Raw genomic sequence first — 25,591 nt, forward strand, 5'->3', positions numbered from 1 at the left:
GCCTCATGACTTGCGAAAAGCAGGTTAGTTATAGCCCAGTCGTACGACGTTGCCGAACGCCTGGAAAAAATTCAATTTGCCGTACCTTGCAAGGTTGCTAGCACACGGCGGGCGCCACCGTGTTCGCGGTGTTCGCCCAGGTAAATCCCTTGCCAGGTGCCCAGCGCCAAGCGTCCGTTACTCACGGGTAGCTGCAACTGAACGCCGAGCAGGCTCGACTTGAAATGCGCCGGCAGATCGTCCGGGCCTTCGTCACAGTGCTCGTAACCTGTCGCATCCTCGGGCACGAGGCGGCGAAAGAAGCGCTCGAAGTCACGACGCACTGCCGGATCGGCATTCTCGTTGACGGTCAACGACGCCGACGTATGCTGCAGCCACAGGTGTAACAGACCCACCCTGTAGCTCGCCAGTTCCGGTAATGCATCCAGCAGTTCATCGGTCACCAGGTGGAAGCCTCGTTCCCGCGGCCGCAGGGTGATCAGCCGTTGCTGCCACATGCTCGTCGCCCTCGTTTTTCAACGCGCGCATTCTAGCGTGCCGGACAAAAAAACAAAGGGCGCCTGAGCGCCCTTTTGCCGGTGTTGACCATCATTTTTACCGATGATGGTCGGCGCCCTGCGCCTTCCCTATCATTTCTTGCCGGTGAACTCGGGGTAAGCCTCCATCCCGCACTCGACCAGATCGACGCCGTCGTATTCTTCTTCCTCGGAAACCCGCAGGCCGACGGCTGCCTTGATGATGCTCCAGACGATCAGGCTGGCGATGAACACCCAGGCGAAGATGCAGGCGATACCCAGCAGCTGAGCGCCCAGGCTCGATTCCGGATTGGTCAGGCAGACCGCCAGGGTGCCCCAGATGCCTGCCGCACCATGCACGGAGATGGCACCGACCGGGTCATCGATCTTGATCTTGTCGAAGCCGAGGATGGCGAATACCACCAGCACGCCACCCACGCCGCCGATCAGGGTGGCCTGCAGCGCGGTCGGGGTCAGCGGCTCGGCGGTGATCGACACCAGGCCAGCCAGCGCACCATTGATGGCCATGGTCAGGTCGGCCTTGCCGAACAGGATACGTGCCACGATTAGCGCGGCGATCAGGCCGCCGGCCGCAGCCATGTTGGTATTGACGAACACCTGGGCCACGGCGTTGGCGTCTTCGATGGTGCTCATCTTCAACTGCGAACCACCGTTGAAGCCGAACCAGCCCATCCACAGGATGAACATGCCCAAGGTCGCCAGCGGCAGGTTGGCACCCGGAATGGCGTTTACCTGGCCATTGGCGCCGTACTTGCCCTTGCGCGCCCCGAGCAGGATCACCCCGGCCAGGGCTGCAGCGGCGCCAGCCATGTGCACGACACTGGAACCGGCGAAGTCGAGGAAACCGGCCGCGTCGAGGAAGCCACCGCCCCATTTCCAGAAGCCCTGGATCGGATAGATGACCGCGGTCATCACCACCGCGAAGGCGATGAACGACCAGAGTTTCATGCGCTCGGCCACCGCGCCGGAGACGATCGACATGCAGGTGGCGGCGAACACGATCTGGAAGAAGAAGTCCGAGCGGGCGGCGTAGTACGGGGCATCTTCGCCACCGGCCAGTACCGACTCGACGGTGTTTTCGTCACCGATCAGAAAACCGAAGCTCGGCAGGATGCCGCCCTCGGGGCTGGAATACATGATGTAGTAGCCGATCAGCAGATACATGATGCAGGCGATAGCGAACAGCGCCACGTTCTTGGCGAGAATCTCGGTGGTGTTCTTGGCTCGTACCAGGCCTGCTTCGAGCATGGCGAAGCCGGCGGCCATCCACATGACGAGGGCGCCACAGATCAGGAAGTAGAAGGTATCGAAACCGTACTGCAGAGCAGTCAGTGCTGTGTTATCCATTTTTATCACCTCTGGCCGTTGCGCACGGGGTGCGCTGTGCGGTCGAGGCGCCCGGGTTGGCTCCGGGCGCACTCCGTGTGCTGTCGGCCCGCCCTGGAAAGCGGGCCGCTGGTACTTACAGGATGTAGCCACGCTCGTTGTGCTGAGCCAGGTCGAGGCCGACCGACTCTTCTTCTTCGCTGACACGCAGGCCCATCACGGCATCGATGACCTTGAGGATCACGAAGGTGACGATGGCGGTGTAGATCACGGTGACGGCTACGCCCTTGAACTGGATCCACAGTTGCAGGCCGATGTTCTCGACCTCACCGAAGCCACCCAGGGCTGGTGCTGCGAACACCCCGGTCAGCAGCGCGCCGACGATGCCACCCACGCCGTGTACACCGAACACGTCAAGCGAGTCGTCGTAGCCCAGCTTGCGCTTCAGGCTGGTGGCGCAGAAGAAGCAGATCACGCCCGCCGACAGGCCAATGATCATCGCCCCCATCGGGCCGACGGTGCCGGCAGCCGGGGTGATGCCGATCAGGCCAGCGACCACGCCAGAGGCGATGCCCAGCGCGCTGGGTTTGCCGTGAGTGATCCACTCGGCGAACATCCAGGCCAGCGCCGCGGCGGCAGTGGCGATCTGGGTGACCAGCATGGCCATACCAGCGGTCTGGTCAGCGGCGGCAGCGGAGCCGGCGTTGAAGCCGAACCAGCCGACCCACAGCATCGCCGCGCCGATCAGGGTGTAGCCCAGGTTGTGCGGCGCCATGGCCACGCTCGGGTAACCCTTGCGCTTGCCCAGCACGATGCACGCCACCAGGCCGGCGATACCGGCGTTGATGTGCACCACGGTGCCGCCTGCGAAGTCGAGCACGCCCCAGTCCCACATCAGGGCACCGTCGCCACCCCAGACCATGTGCGCGATCGGCGCGTAGACCAGGGTGAACCACACGGTCATGAACACCAGCATCGCGGAAAACTTCATGCGCTCGGCGAACGCACCGACGATCAGCGCCGGGGTGATGATCGCGAAGGTCATCTGGAAGGTGATGAACACGCTTTCCGGGAAGGCCGCCGTCAGCGATTCCTTGGTCAGGTTGCCGAGGAACATGTTGCCCAGGCCGCCCACGAAGGAGCTGAAGTTGGTGACACCGGCTTCCATCCCGGTGGTGTCGAACGCCAGGCTGTAACCATAGGCGAACCACAGCAGGCTCATCAGCGCGGTGATGGCGAAGCACTGCATCATGACCGACAGCACGTTCTTGGCACGCACCATGCCGGCATAGAACAGTGCCAGGCCTGGAATGGTCATGAACAGCACCAGGGCGGTAGCGGTCAGCATCCAGGCCGTGTCACCGGAATTAAGCGTTTTCTCCTGAGCCATGACCAGGCCTGGGAAAAACAGGGACGAAAGGGCTCCAAGCCCTGCGATTTTTCGCAGAGTCATGATTTAACTCCTGGGACGATTTGGGGGTGGGGGCGGAGCTTTAGATCGCGTCGGTATCGGTTTCGCCGGTACGGATGCGGATCGCCTGTTCCAGGTTTACGACGAAAATCTTGCCGTCACCGATCTTGCCGGTGTTGGCAGCTTTGGTGATGGCCTCGATGACGCGGTCCAGCTGATCGTCGGCAATGGCGACGTCGATCTTCACCTTGGGCAGGAAATCGACGACATATTCAGCGCCGCGGTACAGCTCGGTGTGGCCCTTCTGGCGGCCGAAGCCTTTCACTTCGGTGACGGTGATGCCTTGCACACCGATTTCCGACAGTGATTCGCGGACGTCGTCCAGCTTGAACGGCTTGATGATGGCAGTGACTAGTTTCATGAAACTCTCTCCCGTGTAAGGTGGACTTGCCCCAGGAATTGTTACCCCGGCTCAAGTCTAAGCTCAGTGTCTGGCTTTTGTATGCATCGGTTGCCAAGACGGGCTGACCAACTGTTCGCGGCGAACCCTTGCCGCCCGTTCGTGACAACCGAACCGCATCGGTGCATGGGTCATGAGCGTCTAAGCAGAAATCTTGCCAATACCGGCAAAACGCCGCTTTTCAGGCACTTATGGGCCTGCAGGCGACCGTGAACGAATTTGGACCAAAGCAGCCGCACCAGAAGAGCGCCAAACCGCACCAACCCATGCACACATTTAGTGCGAATGCGGCACGCCGGCCGCGAAAAAATCCCCGTGCTACACTGCCGCCAACTCATTCTGGAAGGTTCCCATGCTGCCACCCAAAGCGTTGCTCGATGCCCTCAGCAGCCAGGCCAGCCGCCTGCTCAGCGGCGATAACCCGCTGCCCCGCAGTGAAATCGAAAGCCAGCTCAAGGCGCTGCTGCAGAGCAGCTTCAGTAAACTGGATCTGGTCAGCCGCGAAGAGTTCGACAGCCAGATGGTCGTGCTGGCCCGTACCCGTGCCCGCCTCGAAGCCCTGGAAGCCAAGGTTGCCGAGTTCGAAACGCGCACCGCAACGACGCAGCAGGCACCGGTCGAGTAGTTTGCCCGGCCAGGCGTGATCAGGGAGTGGATCGATGTCACTGGCGATAGTCCATAGCCGCGCCCAGGTCGGCGTCGATGCCCCCAGCGTCACCGTCGAAGCCCACTTGGCCAACGGCCTGCCCTCTCTGGCCCTGGTCGGGCTACCGGAAACCGCGGTCAAGGAATCCAAGGATCGCGTACGCAGTGCCATCCTCAACTGCGCGCTGGATTTCCCGCCCCGCCGTATCACCCTGAATCTCGCCCCTGCGGATCTGCCCAAGGATGGCGGCCGCTTCGATCTGGCCATCGCGCTGGGCATTCTAGCCGCCAGCGGCCAGCTGCCTGCCGAATCCCTCACCAGCCTCGAATGCCTTGGCGAACTCGCCTTGTCCGGCGCAATCCGCCCGGTACAGGGTGTGCTGCCTGCAGCACTGGCGGCCCGGCACGCCGGGCGCACTCTGGTGGTGCCGAAGGAAAACGCCGAGGAAGCCAGCCTGGCTACCGGCCTCACCGTGCTGGCGGTCGATCATCTGCTGGAGCTGGTGGCGCACCTGAACGGCCAGACGCCGCTGGCGCCTTACCAGGCCCAAGGCCTGCTACGTCATACCCAGCCCTATCCGGACCTCGCCGACGTGCAGGGCCAGATTGCCGCCAAACGTGCCTTGCTGGTCGCTGCCGCAGGCGGCCATAACCTGCTGCTGAGCGGGCCGCCCGGTACTGGCAAAACCCTGCTGGCGAGTCGCCTGCCAGGCCTGCTGCCGCCGCTGACCGAAGAAGAAGCCCTGCAAGTCGCCGCGATTCGCTCGGTGGCGAGCCACACGCCGTTACATAACTGGCCGCAACGGCCATTCCGGCATCCGCACCACAGTGCATCCGGCCCGGCGCTGGTGGGAGGTGGCAGTCGCCCGCAGCCAGGAGAAATCACGCTGGCCCATCATGGCGTCCTGTTTCTGGACGAGTTACCGGAGTTCGACCGCCGCGTATTGGAAGTGCTTCGCGAGCCCCTGGAAAGCGGCCATATCGTGATTGCCCGCGCCCGCGACAAGGTCAGTTTCCCTGCCCGCTTCCAACTGGTGGCGGCCATGAACCCCTGCCCTTGCGGGTTTCTCGGCGATCCTAGCGGACGCTGTCGCTGCAGCCCGGATCAGATCCAGCGTTATCGCGGCAAGCTCTCCGGGCCCTTGCTCGACCGCATCGACCTGCACATTACCGTGGCCCGCGAGAGCACCCAGCTCGATGCCCCTGCAGAAAACGGCGAAACCAGCGAGGCGGCTGCCGGCCGCGTTGCCGCAGCACGGGATATCCAGCTGCAGCGCCAAGGCACCGCCAACGCCTTTCTCGACCTGCCCGGACTGCGCACCCATTGTCATTTGGCCGATGCCGATCGCCAGTGGCTGGAGCACGCCTGCGAGCGCCTCACGCTGTCGCTGCGCTCCGCCCACCGCGTGCTGAAAGTGGCGAGAACCCTGGCCGACCTGCAGGCCGAGGAGCGCATCAGCCGTCAGCACCTGGCCGAGGCCTTGCAATACCGCACCAGCCTGTGAGCCTGCGCAAATAAGCTGAACGAAACGGCTAGTGGCTTATCGATAGCATGCATGGCCAATAATCCGACTACCGGAGATGCTACAATCGCGGGCCTTCCGCTTTTGGCGGCCATCCGAAAAACCGAGTCGCATTTCCATCCCACCATTGTCCCGATACAGCCTACGCTGCTCCGGGAATGTGCATGTCGTGGACTGACTCTGACCAAGGAGAGCTAGCTCAATGGGGGCAAACCTGTCTTCCCGCTCCACCCTCAACCCGCCGGTGTTCTTCGGCTCGACCTTTCTGATCGCCTGCCTGGTGATCTACAGCACGGTATTCAAGGACAATGCCCAGCGCGTGTTCGGCGCCACGCAGGCGTGGATCATCGAGAATGCCAGTTGGGTCTACATCCTTGCCGTCGCGCTGATTCTGATGTTCGTGGTGTTCCTGGCCATGAGTCGTTTCGGCGATATCAAGCTGGGTCCTGACCACAGCGAGCCCGAATACAACAACACCACCTGGTTCTCCATGCTGTTCTGTGCGGGCATGGGCATCGGTTTGATGTTCTTCGGCGTTGCCGAGCCGGTGATGCACTTCATCGACCCGCCAGTGGGCGACCCGCAGACGGTCACTGCGGCAAAGGAGGCGATGAAGCTGACTTTCTTCCACTGGGGCCTGCACGCCTGGGCGATCTACGCCATCGTCGCGCTGATCCTGGCTTACTTCGCCTTCCGGCATAACCTGCCGCTGACCCTGCGCTCGGCGCTGTACCCGCTGATCGGCGATCGCATCTACGGCCCCATCGGCCATGCGGTGGACATCTTCGCGGTTATCGGTACCGTGCTCGGCGTGGCCACTTCGCTGGGCTACGGCGTGCTGCAGATCAACACCGGGCTCAATCACCTCTATGGTCTGCCGACCACCACCACGGTGCAGATCGGCCTGCTGGTCTTCACCATGCTGCTGGCGACCATCTCCGTGGTCAGCGGCCTGGACAAGGGCATCCGCCGCCTCTCCGAGCTCAACATGCTGTTGGCCGTCGGGCTGCTGCTGATCGTGCTGGTACTCGGCCCGACCGTGTTCATCATGCAGACCTTCGTGCAAAACACCGGCGGTTACCTGTCGGAGATCGTCAGCAAGACCTTCAATCTGTACGCCTACGAGCCGACCGACTGGATCGGCGGCTGGACCCTATTCTACTGGGGCTGGTGGCTGTCCTGGTCGCCCTTCGTCGGCCTGTTCATCGCGCGTATTTCCCGTGGCCGCACCATCCGCCAGTTCATCAGTGGCGTGCTGGTAGTACCGGCCGGTTTTACCCTGCTGTGGATGACGGTATTCGGCGATACCGCGATTCACATGATCCTTGTCGACGGCATTACCGACCTCGCTGAAGCCGTCAATCAGGATAGCTCCCTGGCCTTGTTCGCCTTCCTCGAGCACTTCCCGCTGTCGATGATCCTGTCGCAGATCGCGGTGCTGATGATCGTGGTGTTCTTCGTCACCTCGGCGGACTCCGGCGCCATGGTGGTGGACATGCTCGCCTCCGGCGGCCAGGACCAGACCCCGGCGTGGCAGCGCATCTTCTGGGCCGCCCTGATGGCGGTGGTAGCGGCGTCGCTGCTGCTCGCCGACGGCCTCAAGGCGCTGCAGACAGCGACCATTGCCAGCGCCCTGCCCTTCGTGATCGCCCTGATGGCTTCGATGTGGGGCCTGCTGCGTGCCCTGCAGATCGACGGAGCCAAACGCAATCTGCGCGATCAGGTCGCGCTCAGCCCCCGTGGTGCATCGACCCCTGGCGGCTGGCAACGTCGCCTGCGCAGCATGGTGATGCTGCCGCGCCGCTCTCACGTGAATCGCTTCATCGCCGAGACCGTGCTACCCGCCTGCCAGCAGGTGGCCGATGAAATGCGCAAGCAGGGCCGCGAGGCGCAAGTCGAGAGCGGTGAAGATGGTCGCGTCACCCTGTCGGTCAGCCATGGTGCCGAAGCGGACTTCCAGTATCAGGTACGCCCCCGTGCCCTGATCCAGCCGAGTTTCGCCTTGCGTGACACCCGCGACGACTCCAGCGAAGAGCGCAAGTACTTCCGCGCCGAGGTTCACCTCAACGAGGGCGGCCAGGATTACGACGTGATGGGCTGGAACCGTGAAGAAGTGATCGGCGACATCCTCGACCAGTACGAGCGCCACATGCACTTCCTGCATCTGACGCGTTAAATTCTGCAGTAACGAAAACGCCCGGGCCGTGATAGCCCGGGCGTTTTTATATCTGCCTTTCCTTGCCTCTGCTGGGCAACCAGCGCTGACGGTTGGCCAGGCGCAGCATGACGAATGCGTGGCGAGCGATGACCGCCAGGGTGCGAAGTCGACAGCCTCTCCAAGAGCCCGTCCACGACCTTTCGGCTCGACTTTCAGCGCGTTGCCCGCAAAAGGCAGCAGCCGTTCGCTGAGCTACTGTGGAAGCGGGCGGGGACGCCCGCTTCCACAAATACTGCATCAATGTCCGCTTCTGCCTTGCAGCAGTCTTTCTAATGTCGCCCAAAACGCTCGTGAATAGACTCTGACGGATGATGCAGGCATCGGCATGCCATTGCCGGAAATGAAAATGCCCGCCCTGCTTGCGCAGTGGCGGGCAGCGTCTTCCAGCCTGGTTGCCTCAGTGCACCGGCTTGGCCTCAGGACGGGCACCGATGGCGTTCTGGCTTTCTTCCATGACCTGCTGGATCGCCTTGCGGCGGCGCTCCTCGGCACGGTGGCTGAAGAACCACACCAGAAAGGTCGCCAGCGACACGGCCAACAGGATCAGGCTGGCAATGGCGTTGATAGCCGGCGTCACGCCCAGGCGCACCTTGGAGAAGACTTCCATCGGCAGTGTGGTGGCGCCAGGGCCGGATACGAAGCTGGCCAATACCAGGTCATCCAGCGACAGGGCGAAGGACATCATGCCGCCCGCCATCAGCGAGGGCGCGATCATCGGGATGGTGATCAGAAAGAACACCTTCCACGGCCGAGCGCCGAGATCCATGGCGGCCTCTTCGATGGACAGATCCAGCTCGCGCAGACGCGCCGATACCACCACGGCCACGTAGGCCGAGCAGAACGTGGTGTGGGCGATCCAGATGGTCATCATGCCGCGCTCCGCCGGCCAGCCGATCAGCTGAGCCATGGCGACGAACAGCAAGAGCAGCGACAGACCAGTGATCACCTCCGGCATCACCAGCGGGGCGGTGACCAGGCCGCCGAACAGCGTGCGGCCCTTGAAACGGCTGATGCGGGTCAGCACGAAGGCAGCCAGCGTCCCCAGCGCCACTGCGGCGACCGCCGTGTAGAGGGCGATTTCCAGAGAGCGCCAGACGGCGCCCATCAGTTGGCGGTCGTCGAGCAAGCTCACGTACCACTTGGTCGACCAGCCGCCCCACACCGTTACCAGGCGCGAGGCGTTGAACGAGTAGATCACCAAAATGACCATCGGCAGGTAGATGAACAACAGGCCGACCCACAGCATCAGCGTGGAGAAACGGAAATTCTTCATACCCGTGCCTCCAGCTGTCTGGCTCGGCCTGTGGATGAAGAGCCGGTTGAATAGACTGATCGGTGCTGTGCGCTGTACCGCGTCATACACGACCCTCCAGCTCTTTGGCCTGGTTGCGGTTGAACAGAATGATCGGAATCAGCAGGATCGCCAGCATCACCACCGCCAGTGCCGAGGCTACCGGCCAGTCGCGGTTGTTGAAGAACTCCTGCCACAGCACCTTGCCGATCATCAGGGTTTCCGGCCCGCCGAGCAGCTCGGGAATCACGAACTCGCCAACCACCGGGATGAACACCAGCATGCAACCGGCGATGATGCCGTTCTTGGACAGCGGCACGGTGATCTTCCAGAAGCTGTTGAAGTTGCTCGAACCGAGGTCCGAAGCCGCTTCGAGCAGGCTCTGGTCGTGCTTCACTAGGTTGGCGAACAGCGGCAGAATCATGAACGGCAGGTACGAGTAGACGATGCCGATGTACACCGCGGTGTTGGTGTTGAGGATCTGCAGCGGTGCGTCGATCAGGCCGATGGTCTGCAGAAAGCCGTTGAGCAGGCCGTTGTTGCTGAGAATGCCCATCCACGCGTAGACGCGGATCAGGATCGCGGTCCAGGTCGGCATCATCACCAGCAGCAGCAGAACGGTCTGGGTTTCCTTCCTGGCCCGGGCGATGGCATAGGCCATCGGATAGCCGATGACCAGGCAGGCCAGGGTGCTGATGAAGGCAATCTTCAGCGACCCCAGGTAAGCGGCCAGGTACAGCTCATCCTCGGTAAGAAAGATGTAATTGCCCAGGTTCAGCACCACCTGCAGGGTGTTATCGACCCAGGTGTAGATTTCCGTGTACGGCGGGATCGCCACATCGGCTTCGGCGAAGCTGATCTTCAGGACGATGATGAACGGCAGCAGGAAGAACAGGAACAGCCAGATGAACGGAATGCCGATCACCAGGTGTCGGCCGTTAGGCATACGCTTGGTCAGGCTGCTCATCTTCATGATTGCAATACCACGCCGCTGTCGTCTTCCCAGAACACCACCACCGGGTCATCCCAGGTCGGCCGCTTGCCGCGGCGCTCGGCGTTGGCGATGAAGCACTGCACGATCTGCCCGGAGGTCAGCTTGACGTAATAGACCGAGTGGCCGCCCAGGTAGGCGATGTCGTGAACGATGCCGTGGCTCCAGTTGTAGTCAGGATGCTCGTGGTCGGCCGGCAGTTGGGTGGCCATCAGCAGCTTCTCCGGACGCAGGGCATAGGTGACCTGGGTTTCCTGGGCGCGGGTACTGATGCCGTGACCGATGTAGATCGGCTTGTCCAGCTGCGGGCAGTCGATCACGGCGTGGTCGGTGTCGTCATGGACGATCTGCCCATCGAACAGGTTGACGTTGCCGATGAACTCGCAGACCAGACGACTGGCTGGCGTCTCGTAGACATCGATCGGGCTGCCGATCTGGGCGATCCAGCCCAGGTGCATGATGGCGATGCGCTGGGCCATGGTCATGGCCTCTTCCTGGTCGTGGGTCACCATCACGCAGGTCACGCCGACGCGCTCGATGATTTCCACCAGTTCGAGCTGCATCTGCGAACGCAGCTTCTTGTCCAGTGCGCCCATAGGCTCGTCGAGCAGCAGCAGCTTGGGGCGCTTGGCCAGGGAGCGGGCCAGGGCCACGCGCTGGCGCTGACCGCCGGAAAGCTGGTGCGGCTTGCGCTTGGCGTACTGGGTCATGTGCACCAGTTTGAGCATCTCGGCCACACGCTCGTCGATCTCGGCCTTGGACATCTTGTCCTGCTTGAGGCCGAAGGCGATGTTGTCAGCCACGCTCATGTGCGGGAACAGCGCGTAGGACTGGAACATCATGTTGATCGGTCGATCGTAGGGCGGCAGTTCGGTGATGTCCTGGCCATCGAGGAAGATGCGCCCCTCGGTGGGCCGCTCGAAGCCGGCGAGCATGCGCAGCAGGGTCGACTTGCCCGAGCCGGAGCCACCGAGCAGGGCGAAGATCTCGCCCTTGTTGATGGTCAGCGAAACATCGTCGACCGCGACGGTTTCGTCGAATTTCTTGGTTACGCGCTCGATCTTTACCAACACCTCTTTAGGTTGCTGGCTGCCCTCGATGACCTTCTTATAGGTACTGGAAGCAACTGCCATTACCAAACTCCCGCAGTAAAAATGGCGCCTGGCGAGGGCCAGGCGCTAAACAGGCCGTTGAAAAACGTAGCCGAAGCAGCAACAACTTAGGTACTTTTTCAACAGCCTGGTCGTGGGTTTATCTTCCGGACTTTATCTTGGTCCAGCTTCGTGTCATCAGGCGTTGCGCCGTGGGCGGCAGTTCGGCCATCACGTACAACTTGTCCAGCACGGCCTGCGGTGGGTACACCGACTCGTCCTGGCGAATGTCCTGGTCCATCAGCTCCCCCGCCTTGACGTTGGGGTTGGCGTAGCCGACATAGTCACTGACCCCGGCGATCACCTTGGGATCGAGGAGGTAGTTGATGAAGGCATGGGCCTGCTCGACGTTGCTGGCATCCTTGGGGATGGCGAGCATGTCGAACCATAGATTGGCGCCTTCCTTGGGAATCGCATAGGCGATTTCGACGCCCTTTCCGGCCTCCGCGGCACGGTCGGATGCCTGCAAGACATCACCCGAGTAGCCGAACGCCACACAGATGTTGCCGTTGGCGAGGTCGGAGATGTATTTCGAGGAGTGGAAGTAGCTCACATAGGGCCGTACTTCCATCAGCTTGGCTTCGGCCTTGGCGAAGTCGTCGGCGCTCTGGCTGTTCGGGTCCAGGCCCAGGTAGTTGAGCACCGAGGGGATCATCTCGTCCGCCGAATCCATGAAGGATACGCCGCAGCTGGCGAGTTTCTTCATGTTCTGCGGCTCGAACAGCACGGCCCAGGAGTCGATCTTGTCGACGCCCAGCACTTCCTTGACCTTGGCAACGTTGTAGCCAATGCCATTGGTGCCCCACAGATAAGGCACGGCGTACTGGTTACCCGGGTCGTTGGTTTCCAGCTGTTTGAGCAGCGCGGGATCGAGGTTGTTCCAGTTCGGCAGCAGCGAACGGTCGAGCTTCTGGAACGCACCCGCCTTGATCTGCTTGCCGAGAAAATGATTGGACGGCACCACCACGTCGTAGCCGCTACGGCCGGCGAGCAGTTTGCCTTCCAGGGTTTCGTTGGAGTCGAAGACGTCGTAGACCGGTTTGATGCCCGTGGCCTTCTGGAATTCGGCCAGGGTGTCCTCGCCGATGTAGTCGCTCCAGTTGTAGATATGCACGGTACCGTCCGCATGTGCCAGGGTTGCCAAGCCAACCGAAAGCGCGGTCGTTGTCAGGATCTTGCCCAGGGAAAAATGCACAGGTCGTCCTCTTCTTGTGGCTCATCACCGACTGGTGACGTATCGCGATTCAGGAGAGCGCCACGGCAATACCGCGGCGCTCGGCGGGTGGCGATCCACCCTCTGCCCATAAACGCAAACCGCGGTGCCAGGCATCGCGGTCAGCAGGCGATCAGCGACCGGACTTGATCTTCGTCCAGCTGCGGGTAATGGCGCGCTGGGCGGCCGGCGGCAGATCCGGGAAGGCGTACAGCTTGCCCATGGTCTCCTGGGTCGGGTACACGCCCGGGTCGTTACGGATGGCGTCATCGACCAGCGGCGTGGCTTTTGCGTTGCCGTTCGGGAAGTGCACTTCGTTGGTGATCTCGGCCATGATTTCCGGCTTCAGCAGGAAATTCAGGAAGGCATGGGCGGACTCGACGTTTTCCGCATCGGCCGGAATGGCGACCATGTCGAAGAAGGCGCCAGCACCTTGCTTGGGAATGTTGTAGGAAACCTTGACCTTGCCACCGGCCTCTTCGGCACGCGACTTGGCCTGATAGATGTCACCCGAGTAACCCACGGCCACGCAGAGGTTGCCGTTGGCCAGGTCGGAGATGTACTTGGAGGAGTGGAAATAGGTGACCGACGGGCGGAGCTTCATGAACAGCGCTTCGGCTTCCTTGAGCTGCTTCGGATCGGTGCTGGTCGGCTCATAGCCCAGGTACTGCATGGCGATCGGCAGGATCTCGGTTGGCGAGTCGAGGAACGACACGCCGCAGGCCTTCAGCTTCTCGATGTTCTCGGGCTTGAACAGCAGGTCCCAGGAATCCACCGGAGCGTTCTCGCCCAGCGCAGCCTTGACCTTTTCCGGGTTGAAGCCGATGCCGACCGTGCCCCACATGTACGGGAAGGAGTACTTGTTGCCCGGGTCGCTGATCTCGACGGTTCTCAGCAGGTTCTTGTCCAGATTTTCCCAGTTCGGCAGCTTGGACTTGTCCAGCGGCTGATAGACATTGGCCTTGATCTGCTTGGCCAGGAAGCTGTTGGACGGGACCACGATGTCGTAACCCGATTTGCCGGCGAACAGCTTGGCTTCCAGGGTTTCGTTGGAATCGAAGACGTCATAGGTGACCTTGATGCCGGTCTCCTTGGTGAACTTCTCGATGGTGTCCGGGGCGATATAGTCCGACCAGTTGTAGACGTTCAATACCTTGCCATCTGCCTGCGCCATACCGGCCACGGCGCCGGCCAGCGTCACCGCCAGCAGAGTCTTGCCGAAAGTCTTGATCATGCGGTTCAGCTCCCTCATATGATGTCGATTAACCGGGCCGCCGTTCTACGCGGCGGGACCCATTTTTTGGCCGGCAAGTCTGGCGATAACAGCCCCATCGCTCAAGCCCTGACAGGCAATTGATCACGCCCGACCGTCGCCGCCTGCGAAAGCGCTGCAGCAGCCGTCAGGCCAGTAAAGCACGGGCGGTGAGATCCAGGCATTTGCGGGCCTTTTCCACCAGCTCGTCGATCTCGCTCTCGCTGATCACCAACGGCGGCGAAATGATCATGGTGTCGCCCACGGCGCGCATGATCAGTCCGTTCTCGAAACAGTGACCGCGGCAGATCATACCCACCGACTTGTCGCTCGGATAACGCGCGCGGGTCTGTTTGTCCTTCACCAGCTCGATGGCGCCCAGCATGCCCACTCCGCGCACCTCACCGACCAACGGGTGATCGGCCAGTTCGCGCAGTCGTTTTTGCAAATAAGGTGCCGTTTCCTCTCTGACCCGCTCGACGATCTTTTCTTCGCGCAGAATTCGAATGTTTTCCAGCGCCACTGCAGCCGCCACCGGATGCCCGGAATAGGTGAAACCGTGGTTGAAATCGCCGCCTTCATTGAGCACCTTGACGATCTCGTCGCGCACCACCAGGCCGCCCATCGGCACGTAGCCGGACGTCAGGCCCTTGGCGATGGTCATCATGTCCGGCGTGTTACCGTAGTAATCGCTGCCGAACCACTCGCCGGTCCGGCCGAAACCACAGATCACCTCGTCGGCGACGAACAGGATGTCGTACTTGGCGAGAATCTCGCGCACACGAGGCCAGTAACTATCCGGCGGAATGATCACGCCGCCGGCGCCCTGGATCGGCTCGGCCAGGAAGGCGGCGACATTGTCTTCGCCAACGTCGAGAATCTTCTTTTCCAGCTCATCGGCGGCCCAGATGCCGAAGGCTTCCGGGGTCATGTCGCCGCCCTCGCCGAACCAGTATGGCTGGGCGATGTGCACGATACCCGGAATCGGCAGGTCGCCCTGCTCGTGCATGCCCTTCATGCCGCCCAGGCTGGCGCCGGCGACGGTAGAACCGTGGTAACCATTCTCGCGAGCGATCACCACCTTCTTGCCTGGTTTGCCCTTGAGCGCCCAGTAATGGCGAACCATGCGCAGCATGGTGTCGTTGCCTTCCGAGCCCGAGCCGGTGAAGAACACGTGGTTCATGCCGGCGGGGGTCACCTCGGCAAGTGCCTTGGCCAGCTCCAGCACCGGCGGGTGCGCGGTCTGGAAGAAGGTGTTGTAGAAAGGCAACTCGCGCATCTGCTTGCTGGCTGCCTCGACCAGCTCTTCGCGGCCGTAGCCGACGGCCAGGCACCACAGCCCGGCCATGCCATCGAGGATCTTGTTGCCTTCGCTGTCCCACAGGTGTACGCCCTCACCACGGGTGATGATGCGCGGACCTTTCTCGGCCAGCTGCTTGAAATCGCTGAAAGGCGCCAGGTGATGGTCGCGGCTCATGGCCTGCCATTGCTGGGTGTTCGCATTGTTTGCCGTCATGTTCACCTCTTTATGAATGCGGGGCCGTGCGGATCGCGCGCCAGCCCCGGCTGAATCAGACCGAGAGCAGCAGGAACTCGCGCTCCCAGGAACTGATCACGCGCTTGAAGTTCTCGTGCTCGGCACGCTTGACCGCCACGTAGCCACTGACGAACTTGTGACCCAGGTACTGTTCCACGACCTGGCAGGTTTCCATGCGCTCCAGAGCCGCTTCCAGGGTCAGCGGCAGGCGCAGGTTGCGGCGCTCGTAGCCCCGCCCGACCACCGGTGCGCTCGGTTCGATGCCTTCGACCATGCCGATGTAGCCGCACAGCAGGCTGGCTGCCAGGGCGAGGTATGGGTTGGCATCGGCGCCGGCCAGGCGGTTTTCCACCCGGCGGTTCTGCGGCGTGGCATCCGGCACGCGCAGGCCGACGGTACGGTTCTCCTCGCCCCACTCGACATTCACCGGCGCCGAAGTATCGGGCAGGAAGCGGCGGAACGAGTTGACGTTGGGGGCGAACAGCGGCAGCACTTCGGGGATGTACTTCTGCAGGCCACCGATGTGGTGCATGAACAATTGGCTCATCGAACCGTCTTCGTTGGAGAAGATGTTCTTGCCGGTCTTCAGGTCGATGATGCTCTGGTGCAGGTGCATGGCGCTGCCTGGCTCATCAGTGATCGGCTTGGCCATGAAGGTCGCGGCCACGTCGTGCTTGAGCGCGGCCTCGCGCATGGTGCGCTTGAACACCAGAATCTGGTCGGCCAAGTGCAGCGCCTCGCCGTGACGGAAATTGATCTCCATCTGCGCCGGGCCTTCTTCGTGGATCAGGGTGTCCAGATCCAGCCCCTGCAACTCGCACCAGTCGTACATGTCTTCGAACAGCGGGTCGAATTCGTTGGCCGCGTCGATCGAGAAGCTCTGCCGGCCGGTTTCCGGGCGGCCGGAGCGGCCCATCGGTGCCACCAGCGGGAAGTCCGGGTCGCTGTTGCGCTTGGTCAGGTAGAACTCCATCTCCGGCGCCACGATCGGCTGCCAGCCCTTGTCGGTGTAGAGGCGCAGCACTTTCTTGAGGATGTTGCGCGGCGACAGCTCGATGGGGTTGCCCTGCTTGTCGTAAGTGTCGTGAATCACCTGAGCGGTGGGCTCGATGGCCCAGGGCACGATGAACACGGCGTTCTCGTCCGGACGGCAGAACATGTCGATATCGGCCGGATCGAGCAGGTCGTAGTACACATCGTCCTCGACGTAATCGCCGGTGACGGTCTGCAGCAGTACGCTCTCGGGCAAGCGCATGCCTTTTTCGTCGAGGAATTTGTTGGTCGGCGAGATCTTGCCCCGGGCAATCCCCGTCAGGTCGCTGACCAGACATTCGACTTCGGTGATCTTGCGTTCTTTCAACCAGCTGGAGAGCTGGTCCAATTTGGTGCTCATAGAGACCTCAGGTTTTTTGAAACCGGCATCCTCGGCCGGCTCGACATGCCCCGAGCCTGGCAGCGGGCTTGGCCGCCCACCACCAGCGCACGGGATAATCCAGGGTGTTCACGTCGTCGCGGGCAACCGCCCGACAGCGCCTCCAGGCGTACCAGCCAGAGCCTTGCATGCCCATAGCGGCGTGCCACCGCATCGCCCACGACTGTAACCGACCTTTGTTGCACTCGACAGCGCCAGATGCCTTTGCAAAGCGCGCGCCGTCCCTGTCAGGCATCGCCACGCGCGATCGATCACCCACGCAAAAGCACATCGTTTGGACGCGCGAAGCAGCGCCGGTCGACAGAACAGCATAGACAGGGAGAACAGAGGGAAGCTGACGGAGTGTGCAGATTTTCGAGCGATTCGACGCGAGGGCATCTCTATAAGCAATTGCCGCACGAAGCGCTCTGCGAGGATTACGCGCGAGGCTCGAATGACTTCTGCCATAGCCGGCAATGCCGCGAACCATGCGGGACTGGCAATGACGCCGAAGAGCGACATGCAGCTCATGAAACACCCGTATTGTTGGATTATCTGGACTTTCTTCGAGCTTAGCCTTGTTCATTTTTTTACACAACCCGTCTATTTCGACGGCCGGAAGCTCGAGATCAATGTCTGAAACGGTGCAATGTTTTTTCTTTGAAATGCCCTGAAACGCCCTAAAAATGGCCGTCATGCTCTGCATTGGGGCAGCATTGAGCTGTCTTGACAGTGTCTGGCGTTTGGGATTGACTCCCGGTGTGTCAGCAATTGATTGATATTTTTAACAACATAGGTGTTGCATCATGTCGGTACCCCCGCGTGCCGTTCAGCTCAATGAAGCGAACGCGTTCCTCAAGGAACATCCTGAGGTTCAGTTCGTCGACCTTCTGATTGCAGATATGAATGGCGTCGTGCGCGGCAAGCGCATCGAACGCGCCAGCCTCCACAAGGTGTATGAAAAGGGCATCAACCTGCCCGCTTCGCTGTTCGCCCTGGACATCAATGGCGCCACCGTCGAAAGCACGGGCCTTGGCCTGGACATCGGCGATGCCGACCGTATCTGCTTCCCCATCCCCGATACCCTGTGCAAGGAACCCTGGCAGAAGCGACCGACCGCGCAACTGCTGATGACCATGCACGAACTGGACGGCAGCCCCTTCTTTGCCGATCCCCGTGAGGTATTGCGTCAGGTGGTGCAGAAGTTCGACGAACTTGGCCTGACCATCTGCGCGGCCTTCGAACTGGAGTTCTACCTGATCGATCAGGAGAACGTGAATGGCCGTCCGCAACCGCCGCGATCGCCGATTTCCGGCAAGCGTCCGCACTCCACCCAGGTCTACCTGATCGACGACCTCGACGAGTACGTCGATTGCCTGCAGGACATGCTCGAAGCCGCCAAGGAACAAGCGCTGCCCGCCGACGCCATCGTCAAGGAAAGCGCGCCAGCGCAGTTCGAGGTCAACCTGCACCACACCAAGGATGCGCTCAAGGCCTGCGACCATGCACTGTTGCTCAAGCGCCTGATCAAGAACATCGCTTACGACCATGAAATGGATTCCACCTTCATGGCCAAGCCCTACCCGGGCCAGGCGGGCAATGGCTTGCACGTGCACATTTCGCTGCTCGACAAGAAAACCGGCCAGAACATCTTCGCCACCGACGAGCCGGAGCAGCACGCACCGCTGCGCCACGCCACCGCCGGGATCCTCGACACCATGCCGGCGTCGATGGCGTTCCTGTGCCCGAACGTCAACTCCTATCGCCGTTTCGGCGCGCAGTTCTACGTGCCCAACGCGCCGAGTTGGGGCCTGGACAACCGTACCGTGGCCGTGCGCGTGCCGACTGGCAGCAGCGATGCGATTCGCATCGAGCACCGTGTCGCCGGTGCTGATGCCAACCCGTACCTGATGATGGCAGCCATCCTGGCCGGCATACATCACGGCCTGACCAACAGGCTGGATCCGGGCGAGCCCATCGAAGGCAACTCCTACGAGCAGCTGGAGCAGAGCCTGCCGAACAACCTGCGCGATGCCCTGCGCGAGCTGGACGACAGCGAGGTGCTCAACAAGTACATCAGCCCGGACTACATCGACATCTTCGTCGCCTGCAAGGAAGCCGAACTGCAGGAGTTCGAGACGACCATCTCCGATCTTGAGTACAACTGGTACCTGCACACCGTGTGAACGCAAAACGCTGGCGAAAGCCGGCGTTCTCACAGGCGTGATCGGCGTTATGATTCGGCACCGAGCAGCGCGCCGACAATGTGGTAGCGCCGCCATCGCCAATCAGGACGAGTACATTGATTCACTGCCCAGCGGTTTTTCCAGCATTGGCCCCGCATACCCATCTCATAGCCTGCCTGCAGCAGAGGACGCCTGAGTGAGCGCTCGCAAGCCCCGCGCCAGCAGCCAGGCACGCATCGGACAGATTCTTGCCGCGGCCCGCACGCTGTTGACCGAACAGGGTGTGGCGGCGCTGTCGATCTACACCGTGGCCGAACGAGCCGGCATCGCGCCGTCGTCGGTCTACCACTTCTTTCCCAGCGTTCCCGCCCTGTTCCAGGCCTTGACGGCGGACGTCCACCGGGCCTTCCGCGCTTGCCTGCAGGCCCCCATCGATGCTGGCCCACTGCGTTGCTGGCGCGACCTATCTCGCCTCATCGAGCAGCGTATGCTGAGCATCTATGCAGGCGATGCCGCGGCCCGGCAACTGATTCTCGTCCAGCACGGCCTCAGCGAAGTGACCCAGGCCGACCGCCAGCACGATATCGAGCTGAGCCAGCAGACCCGAGCGCTGTTCGACCAGTATTTCGAACTGCCGACCTTACCGGACGATATCGATGTTTTCGCCCTGGCGATGGAGCTAGGCGACCGCGTCTACGCACGCTCGATTCACCAACACGGCGAAATCACGCCACGCTTCGCCGAGGAGAGCTTGCGGGTATTCGAAGCCTATCTGGGGCTGTATCTGCCACCCTTACTCCGCAAACGTACCAGGAACTGAAGAATGGCCGGCTTGGCCGTGGGTGGCGGCAATCCGAGCCGTGGGCGCGAATGGGCCGACCCGATTAACACAAATACCTATCCGTTAATTATGCTCAACCAATTTAGTAGCTGCTGAAAATTCGCTTTGATAGCCGATATTTATCGACTATAAGATCAGCGATCGGATGTGAACCCGTATAGGGGAAGCTCGGTGAGCAGTATCCATATCTCCCATGCCCTTGAATCCCGGATGGCTCAATCGCCTCCTGACTCCTCGAACGATTTCAGTAATGGAGCACTTCCATGACCACGCTGACCTCCACACCCCGCGCCGATGGCTTCCGCATGCCGGCAGAATGGGAACCCCATAGCCAGACCTGGATGGTGTGGCCGGAGCGGCCGGACAACTGGCGCCTGGGCGGCAAGCCGGCCCAGCATGCATTCACTGCCGTCGCCAGGGCGATCGCCGAATTCGAAGCCGTGACCGTGTGCGCCTCCGCCGCGCAGTACGAGAACGCCTTCGCGCACCTGCAGCACGAACGCATCCGGGTCGTCGAAATGACCACTGACGATGCCTGGGTACGCGATACCGGCCCGACCTTCGTGACAGATGCCCAGGGCGAGTTGCGCGGCGTGGACTGGGGTTTCAATGCCTGGGGTGGCCTCGAGGGCGGCCTGTACTTCCCATGGCTGCGCGACGATCAGGTCGCCAGCAAGATCCTCAACATCGAAGGCCGCGACCGTTATCGCACCGAAGGCTTCGTGCTCGAGGGCGGTTCGATTCACGTCGACGGCGAAGGCACCCTGATCACCACCGAAGAATGCCTGCTCAACCACAACCGCAACCCGCACCTGAACCGCGAACAGATCGAAGCGGTGCTGGCCGATAACCTGGCCATCGACACCGTAATCTGGCTGCCCCACGGGCTCTATAACGACGAGACCGACGGCCACGTCGACAACTTCTGCTGCTACGTGCGCCCCGGCGAAGTACTGCTGGCCTGGACCGACGATCCGCAAAACCCCAACTACAACCGCTGCCAGGAAGCCATGGCGGTACTGGAAAACGCGCGCGACGCCAAGGGTCGCAAGCTGATCGTGCACAAGATTCCGATTCCCGGACCTCTGTACGCCACCGAAGCAGAATGTGCCGGTGTCGATCGCGTGCTCGGCAGCCAGGAGCGCAGCCCGGACGTGCGCCTGGCCGGCTCCTACGTGAATTTTCTGATCGTCAACGGCGGTATTGTCGCGCCCAGCTTCGACGATGCCAAGGATCAGGAGGCCAAGGCCATTCTCGAGCGCCTGTTCCCGGATCACCGCGTGGTGATGGTGCCAGGCCGGGAAATCCTGCTGGGGGGCGGTAATATTCACTGCATCACCCAGCAGCAGCCGGTGGCGACCGCCCGCTGACTGCAGCGCTCTGCAGACCAGCGGAAATGCAAAAGCCCGGAACCAGTCCGGGCTTTTGCATTTGAACGGGCCGCCGCGTGGCGCGGCCCATCAACGCAGCTTAGAGCAGCGGGATGCTGTAGCTGACGATCAGGCGGTTCTGGTCGGCGTCGGCGTTGGCAACTTCCGAACGCAGCGAAGCGTTACGCCAGGCGAAGCCCAGACCCTTGGCAGCGCCTTCCTGTACCACGTAGCTGATGGTCAGGTCGCGTTCCCACTCTTTCAGATCGCCCCTTGCCGACTTGATGTTGTCGCCTTTCATATAAAGCACGTTGGCGGTCAGGCCCGGTACGCCGATCTTCCCGAAGTCGTAGCCGTACTGAGTGATCCAGGTACGCTCGCCGGCACGGCCGAAGTTGCTGATCTGACGGTCGGTGATCAGGTAGGTGGTAGAACCACCCTGGCCTGGGATCGAACCCTGATTCAGCTGGATGAAGTTGCTGTCACCGGAAACCTGCTGGTAACCGGCGCTCAGCGCGTGGCCTTCCAGGCTGTAGGTGAAGAACGCACTCCAGGTACGGTTGTCGACTTCACCGGTAGTGATGCCGTTACCAGCAGCATTGCGGCCGTAGTAACCCGAACCCAGGTAACCATCAGCACGACCAGCGGCACTGCCATTCTTGCCGTCGGAGCTGGTATCGAAATAGCGCAGGTCGGATTTCAGCGAGCCAGCACCCAGCGCCAGGGTATGAGTCAGACCCAGGAAGTGTTGCTTGTAGAAGTCATCCAAGTTGCCGTAGTAGTACTGAACCAGCAGATCCTTGTTGATCTTGTAGTCAGCGCCGCCGTAGTAGAACTTGTTGCTGTCGGCACCCGCACCGGCGCCAGCGATAGCCAGCGAGTCGGCGTTACTGGAAGTACGGCCCTTGGCGTGCTCCAGCTGACCGGCAATCAGGGTCAGGTTGTCGATCTCGTTGGAGGTGATCTGCGCACCTTCGAAGGTCTGCGGGATCAGACGACCGTCGTTGAAAGTCACCACCGGCAGTTTCGGCTGCAGGGTGCCAACATGGGCAACGGTCTTGGAGAAACGGATCTTGCCGGTCAGGCCCAGGCTGCTGAACTCGTCACGAGCGCTGCCATCGCTTTCCAGCGGGAACAGAGCACTCGGGTTACGATCCTGCCCGACTTTGCCCGCGCGGCCACCGCCATCCAGTCGCACGCCCAACAGCCCAATAGCGTCAACACCAACACCGATAGTGCCTTCGGTAAAGCCCGACTGCAGGTTCAGCTGGAACGCCTGGCCCCACTCACGCACCTGGCCACTGTGGGCATTGGCAACACCCACGTCGCCCTGGCTTTCACGGTTGTCGTTGTCGAAATAGAAGTTACGCAGATCCAGCTTGGCCGTGCTGTCTTCGATAAAGGCAGCGTTGGCAACGTTGCCCAGGGTCAGACCCAGAGTGCCGGCGGCTACGGCCAGCGCCAGGGAAGCTTTTTTCATCGTGATCTCTCCAGTGTTCTGTTCTTTTATTGGTGCTGCACATCGGTCTGGAAGGTTCCGCCTTCTAGGCGCGCAGCCAGCCGAATTCGGGTACGACCGTGAGGTAGCAGGCAGCCGAAGGGCGCCACAGCTACGGGTACGGCAATACGAAAACTTAGGGGCAAAGGTGAAACAGGTTGGTCTGGCTGCTAAGGCGACAGGCAAAAGGCATCGTCTGATTCTCGGCATTATTATTTTCGGCCCTGGAGGGCCATTGCTGTGAATTTAGCACAGCAGGTAACGTGCCATGGACGACCAAAGTCGCATAACAGCCAACATTTCAATATGTTACTGGCAAAGTGATAGAACGGGGAGGTCGCTCATCGAGAAAAATGAGCGATTATCCGCCGAACTATAGAGGGGATAAGGCGATTTTCCGCCAGATCAGCTGGTGACGATCTGGTTCTTGCCCTGGCGCTTGGCCTGATACATGGCGGCGTCGGCACGTGCGTAAAGCACATCGAGCCCAGGGTCGCCGCTGCGCAGGGAAGTTAAACCCTGACTGACGGTGATGCCGAAAGTCGTGCCTTCGTGGCTGAGCGACAAGCGCTGAATCTCCCGCTGCAGACGCTGGGCGATTTGCGAGGCCAGCTCCGGCTCACACCCCGGGAAAAGCGCCGCGAACTCTTCACCACCGATCCGCCCGAACAGATCGCCACGCCGCAGGACGGAACTTGCGCAACTGGCCAGTTGCTGCAGCACCTGGTCGCCCACCTGATGACCGTAGGTGTCATTGATGTGCTTGAAGTCATCCAGATCGAGCAAGAGAAAAGCCAGGGGCTGGCCCTGATTGCGCGCCAACTCGAATTCACTTTGCGCACACTCGAAGAAATGCCGGCGGTTGCTGCTCTGCGTCAGCACGTCGGTAGTGGCCAGGCGATGCAATTCGCCTTCGAGCTGCTTCTTCTCGGTGATGTCTTCGGCGATACCAAAGATGATCGGTGAGGCCTGGGTCTCGCTCTGCCGACCGATAAAGCATTTGTCGCTGAGCCAGCGGATTTCGCCATCGGCGCGGATGATCCGGTACTCGCGAGCTTCCACGGCGCCAGTCTCCAATACTTTGGCCATGCTTTCGGCGGCGTATTCCAGATCATCCGGATAGATGCTGTTGCGCCACTCGCCATAGTCGGCCAGCAGCAAGCCGGCCGAGCGGCCGAAAACCAGCTCGTAGGCCGGGCTGACGTAGATGATCTGCTGAGCCTCCCAGTCGAACGCCCAGAGGACGGCGTTCACGCTCCCCAACAGGGTGCTGAACAGTTGCTCGCGCTCACGCAGCCGGGTGCCCTCGGCACGGCTGTGCAGCAGCGCGAGGGTCAGCTCTTCCAGGTCGATAGCAGCAAGTTCATCCATATACCGATCCAGAACATTGGCCTTTTGCTAAGGGTGGGGGTTGCCAATGAGGATCGAAAAAGCCCGCCGAATGGCGGGCTTTTGTGTGGCAACCAGGTCAGAGCTATGACCATCGCTGCAGAGGGCGGTTCACCGACCGCCCGGCTTTGTGCGCTACGTCATGCAGCGACAGGCCGCAGCGAATACGTCTTCAATTGCTCGGCGAAGTCGCGCAGGGACTGAATGCCACTCGCCTCGGCGTCGTGCACCCAGTGCTTGATGGCCTCGAGCATGTCGTGACCATTGGCACTGGTTCGCGCCCAGATTTGCTGAAGAGCCAGGCGCTTCTCGTAAATCACCTTGAGCGCCTGGCTGTGCGCCAACATGGCATCGATACGCACCTGTTGCTTGTCATGCAGCAGGCTCGGCTCACGGGAGAGCAGGCGCTTGGCCCGGCGGAACTGGTGACGGACGGACTCATCGGCTTTGGCCAGCTCCTGTTTGACCAGCGGGCCGATCACCAGCTTGCGGTACTGGGCCATGATCTGGAAGCGGTTGTTGAGGATGGCCATGGCGGTGTCCATGTCCAGAATCCCCTTGCCCGGCACCCGGTGAGCGATCGGCGCAACGCGCTGAACCTTGGCGAGCCCCAGGAAGCTGAACAGTTTGATCCACGCCCAGCCCATGTCGAACTCCCAGCGTTTGACCGACAGCTTGGCGGAGTTGGGATAGGTGTGATGGTTGTTATGCAGCTCCTCGCCGCCAACGATGATGCCCCAGGGCACCAGATTGGTGGCCGCGTCGCGGCACTCGAAATTGCGGTAACCGATGGCATGACCCAGCCCATTGATGACTCCAGCCGCCCAGAAGGGAATCCAGATCATCTGCACGGCCCACACGGTCAGGCCAAGCGCGCCAAAGAGCAGCACATCGATGATCAGCATCAGCGACACACCGCCAATCGGGAAGCGCGAGTAGACGTTACGCTCGATCCAGTCATCCGGACAGTTCTTGCCGTAGATGCGCAGGGTGTCTTCGTTCTTCGCCTCTTCGGCATACAATTCGGCGCCTTTGCGCATCACCGTACCGAGCCCCTTCACCACTGGGCTGTGGGGGTCATCGGCGGTTTCACATTTGGCGTGGTGCTTGCGGTGGATGGCCGTCCACTCGCGGGTGTTCATGCCTGTGGTCAGCCACAGCCAGAAACGGAAAAAGTGCTTGAGCGCGGGGTTCAGCTCCAGGGAGCGATGGGCCGAGTAACGGTGCAGGTAGACCGTCACAGCGACGATGGTGACGTGGGTCAGCAGCAGGGTGACGACAATGAGCTGCCAGACCGGCAAGTCGAGAAAACCGTTGTACCACATAGGCAGGGGTACCTCTT

21 protein-coding genes are annotated in these 25,591 nt (G+C 61.4%); 7 read left to right on the forward strand and 14 right to left on the reverse strand.

The window, feature by feature from the left end:
• Positions 1–71: 71 nt before the first annotated feature.
• From BVH03_RS05525 to glnK, 4 genes are all read right to left on the reverse strand, one after another.
• Positions 72–497, reverse strand: coding sequence for a secondary thiamine-phosphate synthase enzyme YjbQ (locus BVH03_RS05525; RefSeq protein WP_075960239.1), 426 nt, complete (start codon positions 495–497; stop codon positions 72–74).
• Positions 498–629: 132 nt separating this feature from the next.
• A complete protein-coding gene (locus BVH03_RS05530; RefSeq protein WP_075960240.1) occupies positions 630–1,883 on the reverse strand; it encodes an ammonium transporter in 1,254 nt (417 codons plus the stop codon).
• Positions 1,884–1,998: 115 nt separating this feature from the next.
• Positions 1,999–3,315: an ammonium transporter gene (locus BVH03_RS05535; RefSeq protein WP_075960241.1), complete on the reverse strand. Its 1,317-nt coding sequence runs from the start codon at positions 3,313–3,315 to the stop codon at positions 1,999–2,001.
• 40 nt (positions 3,316–3,355) lie between these two features.
• Positions 3,356–3,694 carry a P-II family nitrogen regulator gene (gene glnK, locus BVH03_RS05540; protein WP_003096476.1) on the reverse strand — a complete coding sequence of 113 codons (339 nt, stop codon included), beginning with the start codon at positions 3,692–3,694 and terminating at the stop codon, positions 3,356–3,358.
• Between the two features lie 391 nt (positions 3,695–4,085).
• Between glnK and BVH03_RS05545 the strand changes: the two genes are divergently transcribed.
• From BVH03_RS05545 to BVH03_RS05555, 3 genes are all read left to right on the forward strand, one after another.
• On the forward strand, positions 4,086–4,358 hold the full coding sequence (locus BVH03_RS05545) for an accessory factor UbiK family protein (protein WP_075960242.1): 273 nt from the start codon (positions 4,086–4,088) through the stop codon (positions 4,356–4,358).
• A 34-nt stretch (positions 4,359–4,392) separates the two neighbouring features.
• The gene (locus BVH03_RS05550; protein ID WP_075960243.1) at positions 4,393–5,883 is read left to right on the forward strand and encodes a YifB family Mg chelatase-like AAA ATPase; all 1,491 of its coding nucleotides are present in this window, start codon (positions 4,393–4,395) and stop codon (positions 5,881–5,883) included.
• Positions 5,884–6,103: 220 nt separating this feature from the next.
• The gene (locus tag BVH03_RS05555; RefSeq protein ID WP_075960244.1) at positions 6,104–8,077 is read left to right on the forward strand and encodes a choline BCCT transporter BetT; all 1,974 of its coding nucleotides are present in this window, start codon (positions 6,104–6,106) and stop codon (positions 8,075–8,077) included.
• 439 nt (positions 8,078–8,516) lie between these two features.
• On the opposite strand, the gene BVH03_RS05560 is transcribed toward BVH03_RS05555, so the two are convergent.
• The 7 genes from BVH03_RS05560 to BVH03_RS05590 form a co-directional block, all read right to left on the reverse strand.
• Positions 8,517–9,392: an ABC transporter permease subunit gene (locus tag BVH03_RS05560; RefSeq protein WP_075960245.1), complete on the reverse strand. Its 876-nt coding sequence runs from the start codon at positions 9,390–9,392 to the stop codon at positions 8,517–8,519.
• Between the two features lie 82 nt (positions 9,393–9,474).
• A complete protein-coding gene (locus BVH03_RS05565) occupies positions 9,475–10,356 on the reverse strand; it encodes an ABC transporter permease subunit (RefSeq protein ID WP_168175598.1) in 882 nt (293 codons plus the stop codon).
• Positions 10,357–10,379: 23 nt separating this feature from the next.
• Complete coding sequence (gene potA, locus BVH03_RS05570; RefSeq protein WP_075960247.1) at positions 10,380–11,534, reverse strand: polyamine ABC transporter ATP-binding protein; 1,155 nt, start codon at positions 11,532–11,534, stop codon at positions 10,380–10,382.
• Positions 11,535–11,652: 118 nt separating this feature from the next.
• Entirely contained in the window at positions 11,653–12,747 is a 1,095-nt protein-coding gene (locus tag BVH03_RS05575; protein WP_177344892.1) for a polyamine ABC transporter substrate-binding protein, read from the reverse strand.
• Positions 12,748–12,898: 151 nt separating this feature from the next.
• A complete protein-coding gene (locus tag BVH03_RS05580; protein ID WP_075960248.1) occupies positions 12,899–13,999 on the reverse strand; it encodes a polyamine ABC transporter substrate-binding protein in 1,101 nt (366 codons plus the stop codon).
• 166 nt (positions 14,000–14,165) lie between these two features.
• Entirely contained in the window at positions 14,166–15,533 is a 1,368-nt protein-coding gene (locus BVH03_RS05585; protein WP_075960249.1) for an aspartate aminotransferase family protein, read from the reverse strand.
• 55 nt (positions 15,534–15,588) lie between these two features.
• Entirely contained in the window at positions 15,589–16,947 is a 1,359-nt protein-coding gene (locus BVH03_RS05590; protein WP_070885911.1) for a glutamine synthetase family protein, read from the reverse strand.
• Positions 16,948–17,419: 472 nt separating this feature from the next.
• Between BVH03_RS05590 and BVH03_RS05595 the strand changes: the two genes are divergently transcribed.
• The 4 genes from BVH03_RS05595 to aguA all read left to right on the forward strand — a co-directional run bounded on the left by BVH03_RS05595 (position 17,420) and on the right by aguA (position 21,362).
• Entirely contained in the window at positions 17,420–17,605 is a 186-nt protein-coding gene (locus BVH03_RS05595) for a hypothetical protein (RefSeq protein WP_075960250.1), read from the forward strand.
• A 166-nt stretch (positions 17,606–17,771) separates the two neighbouring features.
• On the forward strand, positions 17,772–19,151 hold the full coding sequence (locus tag BVH03_RS05600) for a glutamine synthetase family protein (RefSeq protein ID WP_075960251.1): 1,380 nt from the start codon (positions 17,772–17,774) through the stop codon (positions 19,149–19,151).
• 196 nt (positions 19,152–19,347) lie between these two features.
• Positions 19,348–19,971, forward strand: coding sequence for a TetR/AcrR family transcriptional regulator (locus BVH03_RS05605; RefSeq protein ID WP_075960252.1), 624 nt, complete (start codon positions 19,348–19,350; stop codon positions 19,969–19,971).
• Positions 19,972–20,255: 284 nt separating this feature from the next.
• Positions 20,256–21,362, forward strand: a complete 1,107-nt coding sequence (gene aguA / locus BVH03_RS05610; protein WP_075960253.1) for an agmatine deiminase — start codon at positions 20,256–20,258, stop codon at positions 21,360–21,362.
• 100 nt (positions 21,363–21,462) lie between these two features.
• On the opposite strand, the gene BVH03_RS05615 is transcribed toward aguA, so the two are convergent.
• From BVH03_RS05615 to desA, 3 genes are all read right to left on the reverse strand, one after another.
• A complete protein-coding gene (locus tag BVH03_RS05615; RefSeq protein ID WP_075960254.1) occupies positions 21,463–22,842 on the reverse strand; it encodes an OprD family porin in 1,380 nt (459 codons plus the stop codon).
• Positions 22,843–23,265: 423 nt separating this feature from the next.
• Positions 23,266–24,231: a sensor domain-containing diguanylate cyclase gene (locus BVH03_RS05620; RefSeq protein WP_075960255.1), complete on the reverse strand. Its 966-nt coding sequence runs from the start codon at positions 24,229–24,231 to the stop codon at positions 23,266–23,268.
• A 158-nt stretch (positions 24,232–24,389) separates the two neighbouring features.
• Positions 24,390–25,574: a delta-9 fatty acid desaturase DesA gene (gene desA, locus BVH03_RS05625; protein ID WP_075960256.1), complete on the reverse strand. Its 1,185-nt coding sequence runs from the start codon at positions 25,572–25,574 to the stop codon at positions 24,390–24,392.
• Positions 25,575–25,591 lie beyond the last annotated feature (17 nt).

This window comes from Pseudomonas sp. PA15(2017), assembly GCF_001945395.1.
GTDB lineage: Bacteria > Pseudomonadota > Gammaproteobacteria > Pseudomonadales > Pseudomonadaceae > Aquipseudomonas.

What these genes read in the sequence shown, in the direction of transcription:
- potA (WP_075960247.1), bottom strand. Translation starts at nt 11,534, where the DNA reads ATGGCAGTTGCTTCCAGTACCTATAAGAAGGTCATCGAGGGCAGCCAG.
- BVH03_RS05550 (WP_075960243.1), top strand. Translation starts at nt 4,393, where the DNA reads ATGTCACTGGCGATAGTCCATAGCCGCGCCCAGGTCGGCGTCGATGCC.
- aguA (WP_075960253.1), top strand. Translation starts at nt 20,256, where the DNA reads ATGACCACGCTGACCTCCACACCCCGCGCCGATGGCTTCCGCATGCCG.
- BVH03_RS05525 (WP_075960239.1), bottom strand. Translation starts at nt 497, where the DNA reads ATGTGGCAGCAACGGCTGATCACCCTGCGGCCGCGGGAACGAGGCTTC.
- glnK (WP_003096476.1), bottom strand. Translation starts at nt 3,694, where the DNA reads ATGAAACTAGTCACTGCCATCATCAAGCCGTTCAAGCTGGACGACGTC.
- BVH03_RS05565 (WP_168175598.1), bottom strand. Translation starts at nt 10,356, where the DNA reads ATGCCTAACGGCCGACACCTGGTGATCGGCATTCCGTTCATCTGGCTG.
- BVH03_RS05530 (WP_075960240.1), bottom strand. Translation starts at nt 1,883, where the DNA reads ATGGATAACACAGCACTGACTGCTCTGCAGTACGGTTTCGATACCTTC.
- BVH03_RS05620 (WP_075960255.1), bottom strand. Translation starts at nt 24,231, where the DNA reads ATGGATGAACTTGCTGCTATCGACCTGGAAGAGCTGACCCTCGCGCTG.
- BVH03_RS05535 (WP_075960241.1), bottom strand. Translation starts at nt 3,315, where the DNA reads ATGACTCTGCGAAAAATCGCAGGGCTTGGAGCCCTTTCGTCCCTGTTT.
- BVH03_RS05560 (WP_075960245.1), bottom strand. Translation starts at nt 9,392, where the DNA reads ATGAAGAATTTCCGTTTCTCCACGCTGATGCTGTGGGTCGGCCTGTTG.
- BVH03_RS05555 (WP_075960244.1), top strand. Translation starts at nt 6,104, where the DNA reads ATGGGGGCAAACCTGTCTTCCCGCTCCACCCTCAACCCGCCGGTGTTC.
- BVH03_RS05615 (WP_075960254.1), bottom strand. Translation starts at nt 22,842, where the DNA reads ATGAAAAAAGCTTCCCTGGCGCTGGCCGTAGCCGCCGGCACTCTGGGT.
- BVH03_RS05585 (WP_075960249.1), bottom strand. Translation starts at nt 15,533, where the DNA reads ATGACGGCAAACAATGCGAACACCCAGCAATGGCAGGCCATGAGCCGC.
- BVH03_RS05590 (WP_070885911.1), bottom strand. Translation starts at nt 16,947, where the DNA reads ATGAGCACCAAATTGGACCAGCTCTCCAGCTGGTTGAAAGAACGCAAG.
- BVH03_RS05595 (WP_075960250.1), top strand. Translation starts at nt 17,420, where the DNA reads ATGACTTCTGCCATAGCCGGCAATGCCGCGAACCATGCGGGACTGGCA.
- desA (WP_075960256.1), bottom strand. Translation starts at nt 25,574, where the DNA reads ATGTGGTACAACGGTTTTCTCGACTTGCCGGTCTGGCAGCTCATTGTC.
- BVH03_RS05580 (WP_075960248.1), bottom strand. Translation starts at nt 13,999, where the DNA reads ATGATCAAGACTTTCGGCAAGACTCTGCTGGCGGTGACGCTGGCCGGC.
- BVH03_RS05600 (WP_075960251.1), top strand. Translation starts at nt 17,772, where the DNA reads ATGTCGGTACCCCCGCGTGCCGTTCAGCTCAATGAAGCGAACGCGTTC.
- BVH03_RS05545 (WP_075960242.1), top strand. Translation starts at nt 4,086, where the DNA reads ATGCTGCCACCCAAAGCGTTGCTCGATGCCCTCAGCAGCCAGGCCAGC.